Source organism: Paracoccus sp. ME4, assembly GCF_046736325.1.
Taxonomy (GTDB): Bacteria; Pseudomonadota; Alphaproteobacteria; order Rhodobacterales; family Rhodobacteraceae; genus Paracoccus.
Genome location: NZ_CP151276.1, coordinates 1276534 through 1292688, shown reverse-complemented (window position 1 = coordinate 1292688; position 16155 = coordinate 1276534). Strand labels below are relative to the sequence as shown.

General features: G+C 70.3%; 17 protein-coding genes. 5 read left to right on the top strand and 12 right to left on the bottom strand.

Translation table 11 applies throughout. The annotated features are described in order from the left end of the window. Positions 1–94 precede the first annotated feature (94 nt). Together AACG61_RS06580 and nth are read right to left on the bottom strand one after the other, a co-directional pair. Positions 95–1108, bottom strand: coding sequence for an adenosine kinase (locus AACG61_RS06580; RefSeq protein WP_411839203.1), 1014 nt, complete (start codon positions 1106–1108; stop codon positions 95–97). Then, complete coding sequence (gene nth, locus AACG61_RS06575; RefSeq protein ID WP_411839202.1) at positions 1105–1764, bottom strand: endonuclease III; 660 nt, start codon at positions 1762–1764, stop codon at positions 1105–1107. The genes AACG61_RS06580 and nth overlap by 4 nt, the downstream gene beginning before the upstream one ends. Before the next feature lie 229 nt (positions 1765–1993). On the opposite strand from nth, the gene AACG61_RS06570 reads away from it, so the two are divergent. Both AACG61_RS06570 and AACG61_RS06565 read left to right on the top strand, forming a co-directional pair. Continuing rightward, a complete protein-coding gene (locus tag AACG61_RS06570; protein ID WP_411839471.1) occupies positions 1994–2665 on the top strand; it encodes an OmpA family protein in 672 nt (223 codons plus the stop codon). Positions 2666–2758: 93 nt separating this feature from the next. Further along, complete coding sequence (locus AACG61_RS06565) at positions 2759–3550, top strand: FadR/GntR family transcriptional regulator (protein ID WP_411839201.1); 792 nt, start codon at positions 2759–2761, stop codon at positions 3548–3550. 59 nt (positions 3551–3609) lie between these two features. Here the strand turns inward: AACG61_RS06565 and AACG61_RS06560 are convergent, their stop codons facing one another. The 5 genes from AACG61_RS06560 to AACG61_RS06540 all read right to left on the bottom strand — a co-directional run bounded on the left by AACG61_RS06560 (position 3610) and on the right by AACG61_RS06540 (position 6335). Further along, positions 3610–4179, bottom strand: coding sequence for a F0F1 ATP synthase subunit B (locus AACG61_RS06560; RefSeq protein ID WP_411839200.1), 570 nt, complete (start codon positions 4177–4179; stop codon positions 3610–3612). Continuing rightward, the gene (locus AACG61_RS06555) at positions 4176–4811 is read right to left on the bottom strand and encodes a F0F1 ATP synthase subunit B' (protein ID WP_411839199.1); all 636 of its coding nucleotides are present in this window, start codon (positions 4809–4811) and stop codon (positions 4176–4178) included. The genes AACG61_RS06560 and AACG61_RS06555 overlap by 4 nt, the downstream gene beginning before the upstream one ends. Positions 4812–4886: 75 nt before the next feature. Beyond that, the gene (locus AACG61_RS06550) at positions 4887–5123 is read right to left on the bottom strand and encodes a F0F1 ATP synthase subunit C (RefSeq protein ID WP_411839198.1); all 237 of its coding nucleotides are present in this window, start codon (positions 5121–5123) and stop codon (positions 4887–4889) included. Positions 5124–5208: 85 nt separating this feature from the next. Beyond that, complete coding sequence (locus tag AACG61_RS06545; protein ID WP_411839197.1) at positions 5209–5958, bottom strand: F0F1 ATP synthase subunit A; 750 nt, start codon at positions 5956–5958, stop codon at positions 5209–5211. A gap of 2 nt (positions 5959–5960) precedes the next feature. Continuing rightward, entirely contained in the window at positions 5961–6335 is a 375-nt protein-coding gene (locus AACG61_RS06540) for an AtpZ/AtpI family protein (RefSeq protein ID WP_411839196.1), read from the bottom strand. 194 nt (positions 6336–6529) lie between these two features. Between AACG61_RS06540 and AACG61_RS06535 the strand changes: the two genes are divergently transcribed. Genes AACG61_RS06535 through AACG61_RS06525 form a run of 3 tightly spaced genes read left to right on the top strand, consistent with a single transcriptional unit; the run spans position 6530 to position 8662 of the window. Next, positions 6530–6886, top strand: a complete 357-nt coding sequence (locus tag AACG61_RS06535; RefSeq protein ID WP_411839195.1) for an ArsR/SmtB family transcription factor — start codon at positions 6530–6532, stop codon at positions 6884–6886. Then, positions 6870–7748: a PfkB family carbohydrate kinase gene (locus AACG61_RS06530; protein ID WP_411839194.1), complete on the top strand. Its 879-nt coding sequence runs from the start codon at positions 6870–6872 to the stop codon at positions 7746–7748. Before AACG61_RS06535 ends, AACG61_RS06530 begins: the two co-directional genes overlap by 17 nt. Then, positions 7745–8662 (top strand): pseudouridine-5'-phosphate glycosidase, encoded by a 918-nt coding sequence (locus AACG61_RS06525; protein WP_411839193.1) that lies wholly within the window; start codon positions 7745–7747, stop codon positions 8660–8662. The genes AACG61_RS06530 and AACG61_RS06525 overlap by 4 nt, the downstream gene beginning before the upstream one ends. Here the strand turns inward: AACG61_RS06525 and AACG61_RS06520 are convergent. The 5 genes from AACG61_RS06520 to AACG61_RS06500 all read right to left on the bottom strand — a co-directional run bounded on the left by AACG61_RS06520 (position 8659) and on the right by AACG61_RS06500 (position 16077). After that, positions 8659–9723 carry a patatin-like phospholipase family protein gene (locus tag AACG61_RS06520; RefSeq protein WP_411839192.1) on the bottom strand — a complete coding sequence of 355 codons (1065 nt, stop codon included), beginning with the start codon at positions 9721–9723 and terminating at the stop codon, positions 8659–8661. The two genes, AACG61_RS06525 and AACG61_RS06520, sit on opposite strands and share 4 nt — an antisense overlap. Positions 9724–9822: 99 nt before the next feature. Next, positions 9823–10947 carry a peptide chain release factor 2 gene (gene prfB, locus AACG61_RS06515; RefSeq protein ID WP_411839191.1) on the bottom strand — a complete coding sequence of 375 codons (1125 nt, stop codon included), beginning with the start codon at positions 10945–10947 and terminating at the stop codon, positions 9823–9825. Positions 10948–11114: 167 nt separating this feature from the next. Next, a complete protein-coding gene (locus AACG61_RS06510; RefSeq protein ID WP_411839190.1) occupies positions 11115–13664 on the bottom strand; it encodes a penicillin-binding protein 1A in 2550 nt (849 codons plus the stop codon). Positions 13665–13735: 71 nt separating this feature from the next. Then, positions 13736–14944, bottom strand: coding sequence for an N-acetylmuramoyl-L-alanine amidase (locus AACG61_RS06505; protein ID WP_411839189.1), 1209 nt, complete (start codon positions 14942–14944; stop codon positions 13736–13738). Continuing rightward, entirely contained in the window at positions 14941–16077 is a 1137-nt protein-coding gene (locus AACG61_RS06500) for a pyridoxal phosphate-dependent aminotransferase (protein ID WP_411839188.1), read from the bottom strand. Before AACG61_RS06500 ends, AACG61_RS06505 begins: the two co-directional genes overlap by 4 nt. Positions 16078–16155: the final 78 nt, after the last annotated feature.

Here is a 16155-nt window from a genome sequence, read left to right as displayed (position 1 = left end):
GGGGGGCGCGGGGGGGGGGGGGGGGGGCGGGGGCCCGGGGGGGGGGGGGGGGGGGGGCCCCCCCCCCCCCCCCTTCCCCGCGGGACGCAACCCGTCAGAGCAGCCCTTCGGCCCGGAACCGCGCGGCGATGTCGGACTGGGGCCGCGCGCCGACATGCCCGATCACCTCGGAGGCCGCGACGCAGCCCATCCGCCCCGCCACCGCCAGCGGCAGCCCCGATGCCAGACCATAGATCAGCCCGGCCGCGAACTGGTCCCCGGCCCCGGTCGCATCCACCGGCACCACGCGCCGCACCGGCACCGTCACCCGCTCGCCCGCGCGGATCAGGATCGCGTCCTCGCCGGACCGCGTGCAGATCACTGTCCCGCAATCCGCCTGCGCCAGGCGCAGTGCCTCCTCCAGGTCCTCGACCTGATACAGCGACTGCCACTCGTGAACGTTGCCGATGACGTAATCCATCGGCCCTGCGACCAGGCGGCGGAAATCGGCCCGGTGGCGGTCCACGCAGAACGGGTCGGACAGCGCGATCCCCGCCTGCCCGCCCGCCGCGTGACAGCAGTCGGCGGCCTTCAGGAACGCGGCCTTGCCCTTGTCCTTGTCGAACAGATAGCCCTCCAGGAACAGCCAGCCCGCGCCCTCGAAGACCTCCGGCGCGACCTCCTCGGGGCCCAGTTCGGCCGAGATGCCCAGATAGGTGTTCATCGACCGCTCGCCGTCGGGCGTCACGAAGATGATCGTGCGCGAACTGGGCAGACCCGCCCCCGCGACCGGCGGATTGACGAACCGCGTGCCCGCCCCCTCGGTCTGGCTGGCATAGAGCCGCCCGATCTCGTCATCGGCCACGCAGCCGATGAAGGCCGTGCGCAGCCCCAACCCGCCGATCCCCGCCAGCGTGTTGGCCACGCTGCCACCCGCGACCATGCGCGCCTGGTCGCGACGCGCGGAATGGTCGTCGGCCTGCGCGGCCATCAGGAACTCGGACCGCGCGCGGTCGACCAGCTGCATGATGCCCTTGGTGATGCCCAGGGCCTCCAGCCGCGCCTCCTCGGTGGGGGCGATGATGTCCATGACGGCATTGCCGATCCCGACGACATAGGGGGTGCTCACGCGGTCTTCTCCTCGAAGGGGCACAGGTCGGCGATGGGACAGACCCCGCAGCGGGGCTTTCGCGCCTGGCAGATGTAGCGGCCATGCAGGATCAGCCAGTGATGCGCATGGGCCTGGAAACGGGTGGGGACATTGTCCTCGATGGCACGCTCGACCTCCTCCACGTCGCGGCCGGGCGCGATGCGGGTGCGGTTGCCGACGCGGAAGATATGCGTGTCCACCGCCTGCGCGGGATGGCCGAAGGCGCAGGACAGGACCACATTCGCGGTCTTGCGCCCGACGCCCGGCAGGCCGGTCAGGGCGGCGCGACTGTCGGGCACCTCGCCGCCATACTCCTCGACCAGGATGCGCGACAGCGCGATGACGTTCTTCGCCTTCTGCCGGAACAGACCGATGGTTTTGATGTGCTCGGTCACGCCCTCGACGCCCAGCTCCAGCATCTTCTGCGGCGTGTCGGCCACCGCGAACAGCCCGCGCGTGGCGCGGTTCACGCCCACGTCGGTGGCCTGCGCCGACAGCGCGACCGCCACGACCAGAGTGAAGGGGTTCACGAATTCCAGCTCGGTCTCGGGCGCGGGATCGGCCTCGGCCAGGCGCGAGAAGATCGCGACCTGGTCGGCAAAGGGCAAGGGCGGGCTGGGGCGACGCTGGACCATGGCCCGGTTGTGACGGCCCCGCGCGCGGTTTGCAAGCGGCCACCGCCCGGCCGATTTCCGAAGCCTTTCCAAGCGTCTTTACGAAACAGTGACTTCCCATTCGCCCGGAACTGCGACAGCGTGCCGCGCGTTGGGGCACCAATTCCGGAATCGCCCGCGCGCGACCGGGCCCCGGATCACGACAGACCCGGGCGCGCTGCCGCGCCCATTTACCGAAAGGGACATGACGATGAAGCTGCGCAAGACCTCCCTCCTCGCCGTCTGCGGCCTGACGCTGCTGGGCGCCTGCGCGCCGGCGATGACCAATACCGGCACCGGCGCAACCGGCCTCAGCCGCACGCAACAGGGCGCGCTGGCTGGCGCTGCCGTGGGCGCGCTCTATGGCGGCACGCGTGACAGCGACAGCAACAACCAGGGCCGCGACGCCGCGCGCGCCGCGATCATCGGCGCCGCCGCCGGTGCGGTCGCGGGCAACATCCTGGACCGTCAGGCCGCCGCGCTGGAACAGTCGATCAGCAACCCCAACGTGCAGATCATCAACCGCGGCAGCTACCTGCAGGTGATCCTGCCGGAGGGCATCCTGTTCGCCACCGGCTCGGCCGCGGTGTCCGGCCCGGCGCAAACCGACCTCTATGCCGTCGCGCGCAACCTGAACCAGTATCCGAACAGCAGGGTCGAGGTGATCGGTCATACCGACAATACCGGCAGCGCCGCGCTGAACCAGGACCTGTCGCAGCGCCGCGCGCAGTCGGTCGCGGGCATCCTGGCCGCCGCGGGCGTCGCGTCGGGTCGCCTGTCGGCCATCGGCGCCAGCTTCAACCAGCCGATCGCGTCGAACGACACCGCCGCCGGCCGCGCGCAGAACCGCCGCGTCGAGATCCTGATCCGTCCGACCCAGTAACGGCCGGTTCACTATACGTCTGCGCAGGGCCGGGCCATTGCCCGGCCCTGTCGCGTCGCGCTAGGGTGCGGCCACCCCATCCGGAACGCCGCCATGAGCCACGACGACCCTTCCCCGCCCAGCCCCTTCCAGCCCATCGACGCCGCCCGCCTGTCCGACGCGGTCGTGGCCCAGATCGAGGCGCTGATCGTGCAGGGCATCCTGCGCCCCGGAGAGCGCCTGCCCGGAGAGCGCGAGCTGGCCGAGCGGATGGGCGTCAGCCGCCCGTCGCTGCGCGAGGCCCTGGCGCGGATGCAGGCGGACGGGCTTCTGGTGACGCGGCCCGGTTCGGGCGTGTCGGTGGCCGATGTGCTGGGCAGCGCCTTCTCACCCGCGCTGGTGCGGCTGATGGCGCGCCATCCACGCGCCGCAGACGACTATCTGACCTTCCGCAAGGACCTGGAGGGGCTGGCCGCCGAACGCGCCGCGACCGCCGCGGGCGAGACGGATCTGGCGGTGCTGGACCGCATCGTGCAGGCGATGCGCCATGCCCATGCCAGCCCCGATCCGCAGGCCGAGGCGGCGCTGGACGCCGATTTCCACATGGCCATAGTCGAGGCCAGCCACAACCTGATCGCCCTGCACATGATGCGCGCGATGCAGGACCTGCTGCGCCAGGGGATGCTGTTCAACCGCCCCCGCATCTTCGCCAGCCCCGAGCTGCGCGACCGGCTTCTGGACCAGCATATCGGCATCAACGACGCGCTGCAGTCGCGCGACGGGCCGCGTGCCCGGGCCGCGCTGGAGGAGCATCTGGACCTGGTGGCGCGCACCCTGTCGATCCAGCGCCGCGCCGATGACGATGCCGCGACCGCGCGGCTGCGCCTCAGCAACCGGGCGCCATGACGAAAGGGGCCCCGCCGGTCGTTCCGGCGAGGCCCCTTCGATCACTGTCCGATGATCTGTCAGTTCAGGCGGCGCGCCACGTCTGCGATGGCGTCGTCGATGCCTGCCGAACGGTTGCCCGCCCGGACCTGCGCGGCGAGGATCTCCGACGCGGCGGCGATGGAGGCCGCGACGGCCCGGTCGCGCACGGCGCGGACGGCGTCGTTCTCGGCGCTGCCGATCTGGTCCTGAGCCGCCTGCAGGCGACGCTGGATCGACCGGTCCAGGTCCTCGCGCGCCTTGGCGGCGTTGGCCTCGGCCTCGCGGCGGGCGTTGGCGACGATCTGCTCGGCCTGGGTCTTCACCTCGCGCTGGCGGCGCTCGTAGCTCGCATAGATCTCCTGCGCTTCCTCGCGCAGCCTGCGGGCCTGGTCCAGGTCGGCGCGGATCGCCTCGGCGCGCTTGTCCAGGAGGCCGCCCAGCAGGGCCGGCACCTTGAAGTAGACCAGCACGCCGATGAAGGCCAGGAAGGACAGCAGCACGATGAAGTCCGTGTTGCGCAGCGAGAAGAACCCGTAGTCACCCGACGCGGCCAGGGCCGGACCGGAGGCCAGCCCGAAGGCGGCCAGGGTTGCGATCAGACGGTTCATTGCACGGCCCCCTTCATGCGCGCGTCCAGCGCGGCGCCGACCGCCGCATCATCCGCCTGCCCGCCGAAGCTGCGGACCAGTTCGGCGGTGACGTCGCGGGCGACCTCGCGGGCGCTGACATCGGCCGACGCGCGGATCTCGCGGATGCGGGCCTCGGATTCGGCGGTGCGGGCGGCGATCTCGGCATCGGCCTTGGCGATGGCCGCGTCCAGCTGCGCCTGGATCTCGGCCCGGTTGCGGGCCACGATCGACTGCGCCTCGGCGCGGGCATCGGCCAGCGCCTTGTCATAGGCAGCCTCGGCCTCGCGGGCCTTCAGCTTGAATTCCTCGGCGGCCATCAGATCGCCGGTGACTGCGCCCTGGCGGTCCGACAGAACGGCCGCGATGCGCGGCAGCGCGACACGCGACAGGACCAGATACAGAACCACCAGCGTGACGACCAGCCAGAAGATCTGGTTGCCGAAGGTGGTGATATCCAGCTGCGGCAGGCCCGCGGCTTCGGCGGCGTGACCGGCTGCATCGACCCCGTGGGTCGCGGCATCGGCGCCGTGGGTGGCGGCGTCGTCGACGACGATCGCACCCTCAGTGGTTTCGACCGCGGTGGTGGCGGCCTCTTGCAACAGGCTGAACATATCCTACCCCATGGCCTTTGAACGAACGAAGGGGCGGGGGACAGGCCCCCACCCCGCCGCAAGGATGGCCGGGTATCAGACCGCGAACATCAGCAGAAGCGCGACCAGGAACGAGAAGATCCCCAGGGCTTCGGCAAAGGCCATGCCGATGAACAGCGTGGCGGTCTGGCTGGCGGCGGCCGACGGGTTGCGCAGGGCACCGGCCAGGAAGTTGCCGGCGACGTTGCCCACGCCCAGGGCGGCGAAGCCCATGCCGAACGCGGTCAGGCCGACGCCGATGTACTGGCCCAGTTCTCCGATATTGCCTTCCATGGTATTTCTCCTTGCGGTTGGAAGATTGGCGATCTTGGTGGATGCGGTCCCGTCAGGGACCGCGCAGGGGCGGCAGTCCGTCGCCTCAGTGCGACGGGTGCAGCGCGTCCTTGAGGTAAACGCAGGTCAGGATGGTGAACACGTAGGCCTGGACGATGGCGACCAGCACCTCGAAGGCATACATCCCGACGACCGCGATGATGGCGACCGGGGCGACGGCGGCGATGGCCGCGAAGCCCGCAAAGACCTTGATGACGGCGTGGCCCGCGATCATGTTGCCGGCCAGTCGGATGGACAGCGACAGCGGGCGCACGAAGTAGCTGATGACCTCGATCACGGCCAGCACCGGACGGACCGCCAGCGGCGCCGAGCGCACCCAGAACAGGTCCAGGAAATGCGCGCCGTTCTTGACGAAGCCGATGATCGTGACGCCGAAGAACACCGCCAGCGCCAGCACGCCTGTCACCGCGATGTGCGAGGTCGTGGTGAAGGCCATGGGCACCAGGCCCAGCAGGTTGGCGAAGACGATGAACATGAACAGCGTCAGGATGTAGGGGAAGTAGCGCAGCCCGTCCTTGCCGGCGATGTCCTCGATCATCTTGTGCACGAGGCCGTAGGCCAGCTCGGCCACCGACTGCGCGCGGTTCGGCACGATGGCCCGGCCGCGCGTGCCCAGCACCAGCACCGCGATGGATGCCAGCGCCGTCAGCGCCAGCCACAGCGTCACGTTCGTGGGGGTGTACCAGGCCACGGGTCCGTCACCGAACAGCGGCGAGACCACGAACTGGTCCATCGGGTGGAATTCAAGGCCGCCGCCAGTCTCTTCCGTCGCCACGATCAGTCCCTTTCGTCACGGTCCGGCGCAGGGCCGGGTTTGTCGCCTTCCGGCGAGGCGCCGGATGTCCTGTCAAGTTCGCCGGCGGTGCGCATCATCGACTTGACGCCGGCCGCCAGGCCCAGAAAGATGAACAGCACCATCAGGAAGGGCGTCGTGCCCAGCAGATAGTCCAGTCCGTAACCGAACACGAAGCCCAGCCCCAGGCCGGTCACCAGTTCGATCACCATGCGCCAGGCGAGGTTCGCCTGTTCGTACTTGCCCATCGGCGAGGGGCCGGAGGGCTTGGGCGTCAGGGCGGCCAGCTTGGCCTCCAGGGCCTGCAACCGGTCGGCATCCGCCTGTCGGTCCGCGTCGCCCCGGGGTTTGTCGGCCATCTGTGTCGCCCCATCGTCGTTGGGCGCTGTCTAGGGGCTGGGGCGGCTCAAGTCAAGGCGTGCAGGGATGATTATATCCCATTGATAAGGCGGTACAATCTCGATCATGCTCGAATTTTGCCGGGGTTGCATTCCCGGCAGCGCGCGCACATTATTCAACCGCCCGGTTGACCGTCCCCCTGCCAGAGAGCCCCATGACCCTGCCCGATCCGCCCGAACGGCTGGACCTGATCTTTGCCGCGCTGGCCGATCCGACGCGGCGGCGGGTGCTGTCCATGCTGCTGGAGGACGACATGGCGGTCAGCGACGTGGCGGAACCCTTTGCCATGAGCCTTGCGGCCATCTCGAAGCATCTCTCGGTGCTTGCGGCTGCGGGCCTGATCCGGCAAGAGCGGCGCGGCAGGATCACCTGGTGCATGCTGGAGCCCGGAGGAATGCGCCAGGCATCAGTCTGGATGCAGGGCTTCGGTCAGTTCGACCCGGTGGACCTGGACGATTTCGAACGCTTTCTGCGGCTGCAGCTGGGGGATGACGATGACCAAGACGCCTGACGTGCTGTGCATCGGCGCGATGCTGTGGGACGTGATCGGCCGCGCGCCGCGCCGCATGGCGCCGGGCGCCGACGTGCCGGGCCGCATCCGGCACCTGCCCGGCGGCGTCGCGCTGAACGTGGCCGTCGCGCTGGCGCGGTGGGGCATGACGCCGTCGGTCCTCTCGGCCGTGGGTCGCGATTCCGAGGGCGAGGGGCTGATCGCCGAGGCGCATCGCCTTGGCGTGATGACCGAGCATCTGACCCGCGACGCGGGCCTGCCCACCGACTGCTATATGGCGATCGAGGACAGCGAGGGGCTGATCGCCGCCGTGGCCGACGCGTTGAGCCTGGAGCTGGCCGGCGCCGCGATCCTGGCGCCGCTGGACACCCTGCCCGCCTGGACCGGCCCCGTGGTCCTGGACGGCAACCTGACCGAGGAGCTGCTGTCGGCCATCGCGCGTGATCCGCGCCTGATGCACGCGGACCTGCGCGTGGTGCCCGCCAGCCCCGGCAAGGCCGAACGCCTGGAGCCGCTGATCGCGGCGCGGCGCGGCTGCTTCTACCTGAACCGGCTGGAGGCCGAGATCCTGGCCGGGCGCGCCTGCCCCGACGCGGCCTCTGCCGCTGAGGCCGTCGTAGCGCGCGGCGCCGCCCGCGTGCTGGTCACCGACGGCCCGAACCCCGCGGCCGAGGCCATCGCCGGCGGCCCCACGCTGACCCATCAGCCCCCCGCCGTCACCGTGGAACGCGTGACCGGTGCGGGCGACTGCTTCCTCGCGGCCCATCTGGCCGCCGAACTCAAGGAAATGCCGCGCGACGCGGCGCTGCGGCAGGCCGTCAGGGCCTCGGCCGCGCATGTCTCCGGAAAGGACGTCCCGTGACCCATACTGCCCCCCTTACTTTCGCCCCCGAGGTTCGCGACGCGCTGGATCGCGGCCTGCCCGTGGTGGCGCTGGAATCGACCATCATCACGCACGGCATGCCCTGGCCCCAGAACCTGGAGATGGCCGAGAAGGTCGAGGCCACCATCCGCGAGGGCGGCGCCGTCCCCGCGACCATCGCCGTCATGGGCGGCCAGATCCATATCGGCCTGACGCCTGCGGCCCTGCGCGCCCTGGCGCAGACCCCGCCGGCGGAGGCGATGAAGCTCAGCCGCGCCGACCTGGCCGTCTGCATCGCGAACGGCCGCACGGGGGCCACCACGGTGGCGGCCACCATGATCTGCGCGCAGCTGGCGGGCATCAAGGTCTTTGCCACCGGCGGCATCGGCGGCGTCCATCGCGGGGCCGAGGACAGCTTCGACATCTCGGCCGACCTGCAGGAGCTGGCGCAGACCGCCGTGACGGTCGTGGCGGCAGGCGCCAAGGCGATCCTGGACCTGCCCAAGACCTGGGAGGTGCTGGAGACCCTGGGCGTGCCGGTCATCGCCTATGGCCAGGACGAGCTGCCGGCCTTCTGGTCGCGCGCCTCGGGCATCCGCGCGCCGCTGCGCATGGACAGCCCCGAGGAGATTGCCGCCGCCGCCGCCATGCGCGCGGCCCTGGGCCTCAAGGGCGGCCAGCTGGTCGCGAACCCGATCCCGGTCGAGGCCGAGATCCCGCAGGACCAGATCATGCCCGTGATCGAACAGGCCTTGTCCGAGGCCGCGGCCCAAGGCATCGCCGCCAAGGCCGTGACGCCCTTCCTGTTGGGCCGCATCTTCGATCTGACCGAGGGCCGCTCGCTGGAGAGCAACATCGAACTGGTCCTGAACAACGCGCGGCTGGCCGCGCGCATCGCCGCCGCGATGGCCTAAGGCACACGCTGCGCCGGGAACAGGGCCGCCAGATCGAAGCTGTCGGCCCTGTTCAGCTTGTCCGCATGCTCGGACAGGAAGGTGTCGGCGGCCTGCTGACCGGCTGCCTTCATCGCGTCCAGCAGGCCCGGGCGCGGCATCAGCTTGGAGCGCGCCGACAGGTCGGTCATCAGCCTGTCGTCGTCGATCAGGTGGATCAGCACGTTCTTCATCGCGTCGTCATCCATCTTGCCCTGCGCGAACAGGCGCTTGACGAAGTTGATGGCGCGCAGCTGGTTCATCAGGCTGCTGTTGAAGCTGACCTCGTTCACGCGGTCCGAAATCTCCACCGGGCTGCGCGGCAGCTCGCAGCGCATCAGCGGATTGATCGCCACGATCAGGATGTCGCGCGGCAGGCTGGCGCGATAGAGCGGAAACAGCGCCGGATTGCCCGCATAGCCGCCGTCCCAGAACGCCTCGATCTGGCCGGTATCGGGGTCATAGATCTCGACCGCGCGGAACAGCGTGGGCAGGCAGGCCGAGGCCATCACCGCATCGGGCGTGGCCTGCGCCCCGGTGAAGACCTTGATCCGCCCGGTCCGCACATTCGTCGCCGCCACATAGAGCGCGGGCCCGCGATCGGTCCCGAAGTCGGGCCAGGGCAGGTCGCGCAGCAGCGTCTCCAGCGGATTGACGTAGAGGGGGCCGTAATCATAGGGGCTGAACAGCCGCGTCAGGTTGTCCATCCAGGCGGCGGGCGAGACCATCTCGGTCCAGCGCTGCAGGCCCCGCGGCATGGGCAGGAGCGACTGCATCCAGCGCACCACGCGGTTGTCGCTCTTGGAGCCGATCTGCGACCACAGCGCGTCCAGGTTCTCGCGCGCGGCGACGCGCCCTGCCCGGCCCTTGCCCGCGGCCAGCCCCGCCTTAAGTGCGGCCCCGTTCAGCGCCCCGGCCGAGGTGCCGCTGATCGCCGCGATCTCCAGCCAGTCCTCATCCAGCAGGCGGTCCAGCACGCCCCAGGTGAAGGCGCCATGCGCCCCCCCGCCCTGCAGCGCGAGATTGATGCGTTTCGTCTCCATGCCCGCGCCTCCGGTCGATGATGCAGATGCAGCATCATACAAGCGACGGGTATCCGGGCAAGTTCCACGATGTCCGCCGCGCTGCGGCGTCAGCGCCGGTCAGTCGGCATTCGCCTCCGCGCGCGACTTGCCCGCCACATCCAGCGCCAGGGTCGCCGCCATGAAGCGGTCCAGATCGCCGTCCAGCACGCCCTGGGTGTCGCTGGTCTCCTCGCTGGTGCGCAGGTCCTTGACCATCTGATAGGGGTGCAGGACATAGCTGCGGATCTGGTTCCCCCAGCCCGCATCGCCCTTGGCGGCGTGCTGGGCGTTCACCTCCGCGTTGCGGCGGTCCAGCTCCATCTGGTACAGGCGCGCCTTCAGCGCGGCCATGGCATTGGCGCGGTTCTGGTGCTGCGACTTCTCGGACGAGGTGACGACGATGTTGGTCGGCAGGTGGGTGATCCGCACGGCCGAGTCGGTGGTGTTGACGTGCTGGCCGCCTGCGCCCGACGAGCGATAGGTGTCGATGCGGATGTCGCGGTCGGGAATGTCGATCTCGATGTTGTCGTCCACGACCGGATAGACCCAGACCGAGCTGAACGAGGTGTGCCGCCGCGCCGCGCTGTCATAGGGGCTGATCCGCACCAGCCGGTGCACGCCGGATTCCGACTTCAGCCAGCCATAGGCATTGTGCCCGGTGATCTTGTAGGCGGCGCTGCGGATGCCCGCCTCGTCGCCGCCGGTCTCGGACAGCAGCTCGACCTCATAGCCCTTCTTCTCGGCCCACCGCACATACATGCGCGCCAGCATGGAGGCCCAATCGCAGCTCTCGGTGCCGCCCGCGCCGGCGTTGATCTCCAGGAAGGTGTCGTTGGCATCCGCCTCGCCGTTGAGCAGTGCCTCCAGCTCCTTCTGCGCGGCCATCTGCGCCAGGGCCTTGAGGTTCGCCTCGGCCTCGGCCACCAGATCCGCGTCGCCCTCGGCCTCGGCCAGCTCGACCATCTCGGCATTGGCCGACAGGTCGTCCTCGATCCGGCGATAGGTCTCGATCGCGTCCGACAGCGACTGCCGCTCGCGCATCAGCTTCTGCGCGCGGGCGGGGTCCGACCACAGGTCGCCATCCTCGATCAAGGCGTTCATCTCTTCCAGACGATGCGGCGCGGTGGTCCAGTCCAGGCGCTGACCCAGCAGGGTCAGGGAACGGCGGATGGCCTCGATGGTGGACTGCGTCTCGGCGCGCATGGGCGGATTCCTTCGGTCAGGCGTCAGGTCCGGGGTGATACCGCGCCGCGCGCCCTTGGGCAAGACCGGCCCGCCGGGGGCCAAGGGTGGCGGGGTGCGGTGAACGGGGGGTGCGGGGGGCAGTCAGCCCCCCGCCCATCGCGGGACGCAAGCCGGGCGCGCACCCGTCAGTACAGCCCGCCCGAGGACATGGTCCCGAAATCGGTGCGCCCGGGGATGACCCGGCTCTCGCCGGTCGAGGTGGTGATCGCGCGCCCGCCGCCGGTGTCGCCCGCCTCCCAGGGCAGGATCACGACCTCGTCGCCGAAACCCGACACGACATAGGGCGCCAGCCAGTCCGGATCGGTCCCCTCGCGGAAATATTCCGCGATGACGTTCGGCCCCGAGGCATCGTCGGGCAGGCGCTGGCCGGTCACGCGGTCGATCTTGACCCAGTATCCGCCCGGGGGCACGGTGAACTCGGTCCCGCCATACTCCGCCACCGCCTCGCGCATGAAGGCGTTGAAGACCGGCACGCAGAGCGTGCCCCCGAAGGCCCGCTCGCCCAGGGACCGCGGCTGGTCGTAGCCCAGATAGCAGCCCGCGACGATATTGCTGGAATAGCCGATGAACCACACGTCCTTGGCGTCGTTCGTGGTGCCGGTCTTGCCCGCGATGGGCACGGGCAGGTCCACGCCCGACCCCGACCCGCGCTCCACCGCCCCCTCCAGCATCGAGGTCAGCTGATAGGCCGTCACCGCATCCATCACCCGCTCTCGGTTCGTGTCGATCACCGGGACCTGCCCCGCGGGCATCACCCGCATGTCGCAGGTCCGGCAGACGCGCTGGTCGTGGCGATAGACGGTGCGTCCACGGCGGTCCTGCACGCGGTCGACCAGCGTCGGCTCGACCCGCTCGCCGCCATTGGCGAACATCGCATAGGCCGCGACCATCTTGAACAGCGTCGTCTCCTGCGCACCCAGTGCGTTGGCCAGGAAGGGCGCCAGCCGGTCATAGACGCCGAAGCTCTCGGCATATTCGGCCACCCGCTCCATGCCGATGTCGTCGGCGATGCGGATGGTCATCAGGTTCCGGGACTGCTCGATCCCGGTGCGCAGGGGGGTGGGGCCGTAGTGGCGGCCCGAGCTGTTCTTGGGCTCCCACAGTCCCTGGGGCGTGTTGATGCGGATCGGCTCGTCCACCACGATGGTCGCGGGAGTATAGTTGTTGTCCAGCGCCGCGGCATAGACGAAGGGCTTGAAGCTCGACCCCGGCTGGCGCTGCGCCTGCGTGGCGCGGTTGAAGACCGAGCTCTCGTAGCTGAAGCCCCCCTGCATCGCCAGCACGCGGCCGGTGTTCACGTCCATCGCCATGAAGCCGCCCTGGACCTCGGGCACCTGCCGCAGGGTCCAGCGGATGAAGCTGCCATCCGCGTCGCTGGTCATGGCCCGCACCAGCACCACGTCGCCCACGTCCAGAAGGTCGTCCGCGACCTGCGCGCGCGACCCCAGCTGGCCGGTCTCGCGGTCCAGCGGACGCGCCCACTGCACATCGCCGGCGGGTATCCAGTGGCCGTCGGCATCCTCCTCGATGCCTTCGATGCCGATGCGGGCGTCGGAGGCGCCCATCTCCAGCACCACGGCCGGGTGCCATCCCGGAATGTCGCGCGGCAGGCGCAGGTCCCACAGCGCCCCGCGCCAGGCGGCCTCGTCGCTCAGGGCGGCGGGGTCGACCGCCTCGCCGGTGCCGCGCCAGACGCCGCGGTTGCGGTCGTAATCCTCCAGCGCCGTCTGCAGCGCCGAGGCGGCCTCGGCCTGCAGGTCGGGGTCCACGGTGGCGCGGATCGTCAGGCCGCCGCCGAAGAACTCCTCCTGGCCGAACTCGCGGCTCAGCTGGCGGCGGATCTCGTCGGTGAAATAGTCGCGCGGCGGCAGCGACCGGCGGAAGGACGGATAGTCGCCATTCTGCACCGAGCGCAGCGGCAGCGCCGCCTCGGCCTCGTAGGTCGCCTGGTCGATATAGCCGTTCTGCCACATCTCGCGCAGGACATAGTTGCGCCGCTCGGTCACCCGATCCTTGGCGGTGACGGGGTGATAGCGGCCCGGCGCCTGCGGCATCGCGGCCAGCATCGCGGCCTCGTGGGGGGCCAGCTCGGACAGCGACTTGTTGAAGTAGGTCTGGGCGGCCGCGGCCACGCCGAAGCTGTTCTGGCCCAGGAAGATCTCGTTCAGGTACAGCTCCAGGATCTGGTCCTTGGTCAGCGTCCGCTCCAGCCGGGCGGCCAGGATCAGCTCCTTGACCTTGCGCTCGACGCTGCGGTCGCTGGACAGAAGGAAGTTCTTCATCACCTGCTGGGTGATGGTGGAGGCGCCGCGCACGCTGGAGCCGCCGGTCGCCGCGGCCTCGTAGGCGGCGCCCAGGATGCCGCGCAGGTCGTATCCGGGATGGCTGTAGAAGTTCTTGTCCTCGGCGCTGACGAAGGCCTGCTTGATCAGGTCGGGCACCTCGTCGATGGGCACGAAGATGCGCCGCTCCTCGGCGAACTCGTCGATCAGCTGGCCTTCGGCGGAATAGACGCGGCTGATGGTCTTGGGCGAATACTGCGCCAGGGTCTCGTGGCTGGGCAGGTCGCGCGAATAGATCCAGAAGATCCCGCCGACCGTCAGGGCCGCGAAGAACACCCCCGTGACCACCCAGGAGAAGATCGCGCCGAAGAAGGACAGGATGGGTCGAAGCACGGGTCGGGGCCTTTCAGGTTACGGCCCGTCTATAGCGCCGCGCAGCCCCCCGGTCAAAGCAAGCTTGCCGCTCATCGCCGCAGCAGGCCCGCTCGCGACTGCTCGTCCCGCCACCAGCCGGTGACGGCCTCGGCCACCGCCTCGACCATGCGCGCCCGCCAGTCCGGATCGGTCAGGTTGGCCAGGTCCTGCGGGTCGGACACGAAGCCCAGCTCCAGCAGGACCGACGCAATGTCGGGCGATTTCAGCACCGAGAACGCCGCCCCCTGCACCGGCCGCCCGTGCAGCACGATCCCCCGCAGCGCCATGCGCGAGGTCAGCAGGCGCGCGAAGGCCTCGGAGCGGGGCTGGGTGTCGGTGCGGGCGAAGTCCATCAGCGCATGGGCCAGCCCGTCGTCCTGCCCGCTCAGATCCATGCCCGACAGCAGGTCGTCGCGCTGATGGCGCAGCGCCAGCTGGGCCGCGGCACGATCGTCGGCGGCGGGCGTCCAGACATAGACCGTGGCCCCCGCCGCCTGCCCCTCGGGCAGGGCATCGGCATGCAGCGACAGCAGCAGCCGCGAGCCGGAGGCCCGCGCGACTGTCATGCGATCCTCCAGCTTCACATAGCTGTCATCCTCGCGCGTCATCGCGACGGTGACGCCCCGCGCCTCCAGCGCCTGGCGCAGCTCCTGCGCAAAGCCCAGCACCAGATGCGCCTCGGTCTCGCCCCCGGCCTGCGCGCCCGGATCGAAGCCGCCATGACCGGGGTCCAGCGTCACCACCAGCCCGCCCGGCAGCGGCGCCTCGGGCAGCACGGACGGATCGGGCAGGTTGCGCAGCGCGGCCGCGGCCGACGGGCGGGGCGCGAAATCCCCGGGCGCGACCGGGTCCAGCGTGATCGACAGGCGCGCCTCGGCGCCTTGGGTGCGCATGCCCGCGCGCGCCACGCGGAAGGGTCCGGGCAGCTCGATCACCAGCCGCGACCAGCCGCCCTGCACGCCCCCCCACCGGATCGCCGGGGCCAGCGCCGCGCCGAACAGCTGCGCGGGGTCCTGGCCCGTCAGATCGACGCCCTTCAGATCGACCACCAGCCGCGCCGGCTCTCCGACCAGGAAGGCCCGCCACGGCACGGGCCGGTCCAGCGCCAGCGACAGGTCCAGCGGTTCGGGGCCGAAGACGCGCTGCCACCAGCCCTGCGGCGCGGGCGTCAGGGCCGATCCGCCAAGCGCCAGCCGCGCGGGCTCCTGCGCCAGGACCGGTCCCGCCAGCAGCAGCAGGATCAGCGCCGGAAGCCTCATCGCGCCGCCATGAAGGCCGCAAGCCGCGCCAGCCCCTCGGCGATGTCGGCGGTGGCGCGGGCATAGCTGAAGCGCAGCGTGCGCGCCCCGCGATCGGGGTCGAAATCCAGCCCCGGCGTGACCGCGACGCCCGCCTTGTCCAGGATCTCGGTCGCGAAGGACACGGAATCCTCGGTCAAGTGCGAGACGTCGGCATAGATGTAGAAGGCCCCCTCGGGCGGGGCGATGCGGTCGAAACCCGCGCGCGGCAGCCCCTCCAGCATCAGGCGGCGGTTCTCGGCATAGACGGCGCGGTTGGCCTCGGCCTCGGGGATGCAGTCCAGCGCCGCCAGCGCCGCGACCTGGCTGGCATGGGGCGGGCAGATGAACAGGTTCTGGGCCAGCCGCTCGACCGTGCGGATCATGTCCGGGGGTACGATCATCCAGCCGACCCGCCATCCGGTCATGGAAAAGTATTTGCTGAAGGAGTTTACGACCAGAACCTCATCCGTCACCTCAAGCGCGGAATGGCACCGCTCGCCATAGGATAGCCCGTGATAGATCTCGTCCGAGATGACCGCCATGCCCCGCGCGGCGGCGGCCTCGGTCAGGCCCGCCAGCTCCGGCACGGTCAGCACCGTGCCCGACGGGTTGCCGGGGGAGGCCAGGATCAGCCCCTGCGCATCGTCGGGCAAATCCTCCGGGCGCGGCTGATAGCGGTCCTCGACGCGCGTCGGGATGCCGACCGGGGTCAGCGACATCGCGCGCAGGATCTGGCGATAGCTGGGATAGCCCGGAAAGCCCATCGCCACCCGGTCGCCCGCATCGAACAGCGCGGAAAACGCCAGGATGAACGCCCCGCTGCTGCCCGGCGTCATCACGACCCGCGCGGGGTCCAGATCGACGCCGTACCAGCGGCGATAGAGTTCCGCGATCCCCTGCCGCAGCGCAGGCAGGCCCAGAGCCACGGTATAGCCCAGGGGCTGCTCCAGCGCCTGCGCCAGCGCGCGGCGCGCGCCTTCGGGGGCGGGGGTGCCGGGCTGGCCGACCTCCATGTGGATGACATGGCGACCGGCGGCCTCGGCGCGCGCGGCCGCCTCCATCACGTCCATCACGATGAACGGGTCCACCTGTCCGCGCAGGGAAGTTCTCATGGCTCGGCCTCGCTTTTTGGGCCGTGATAGCGCGGCACGGCGCCGCGCTCCAGTTCTTTACACGTCAAGGTGTCCGGG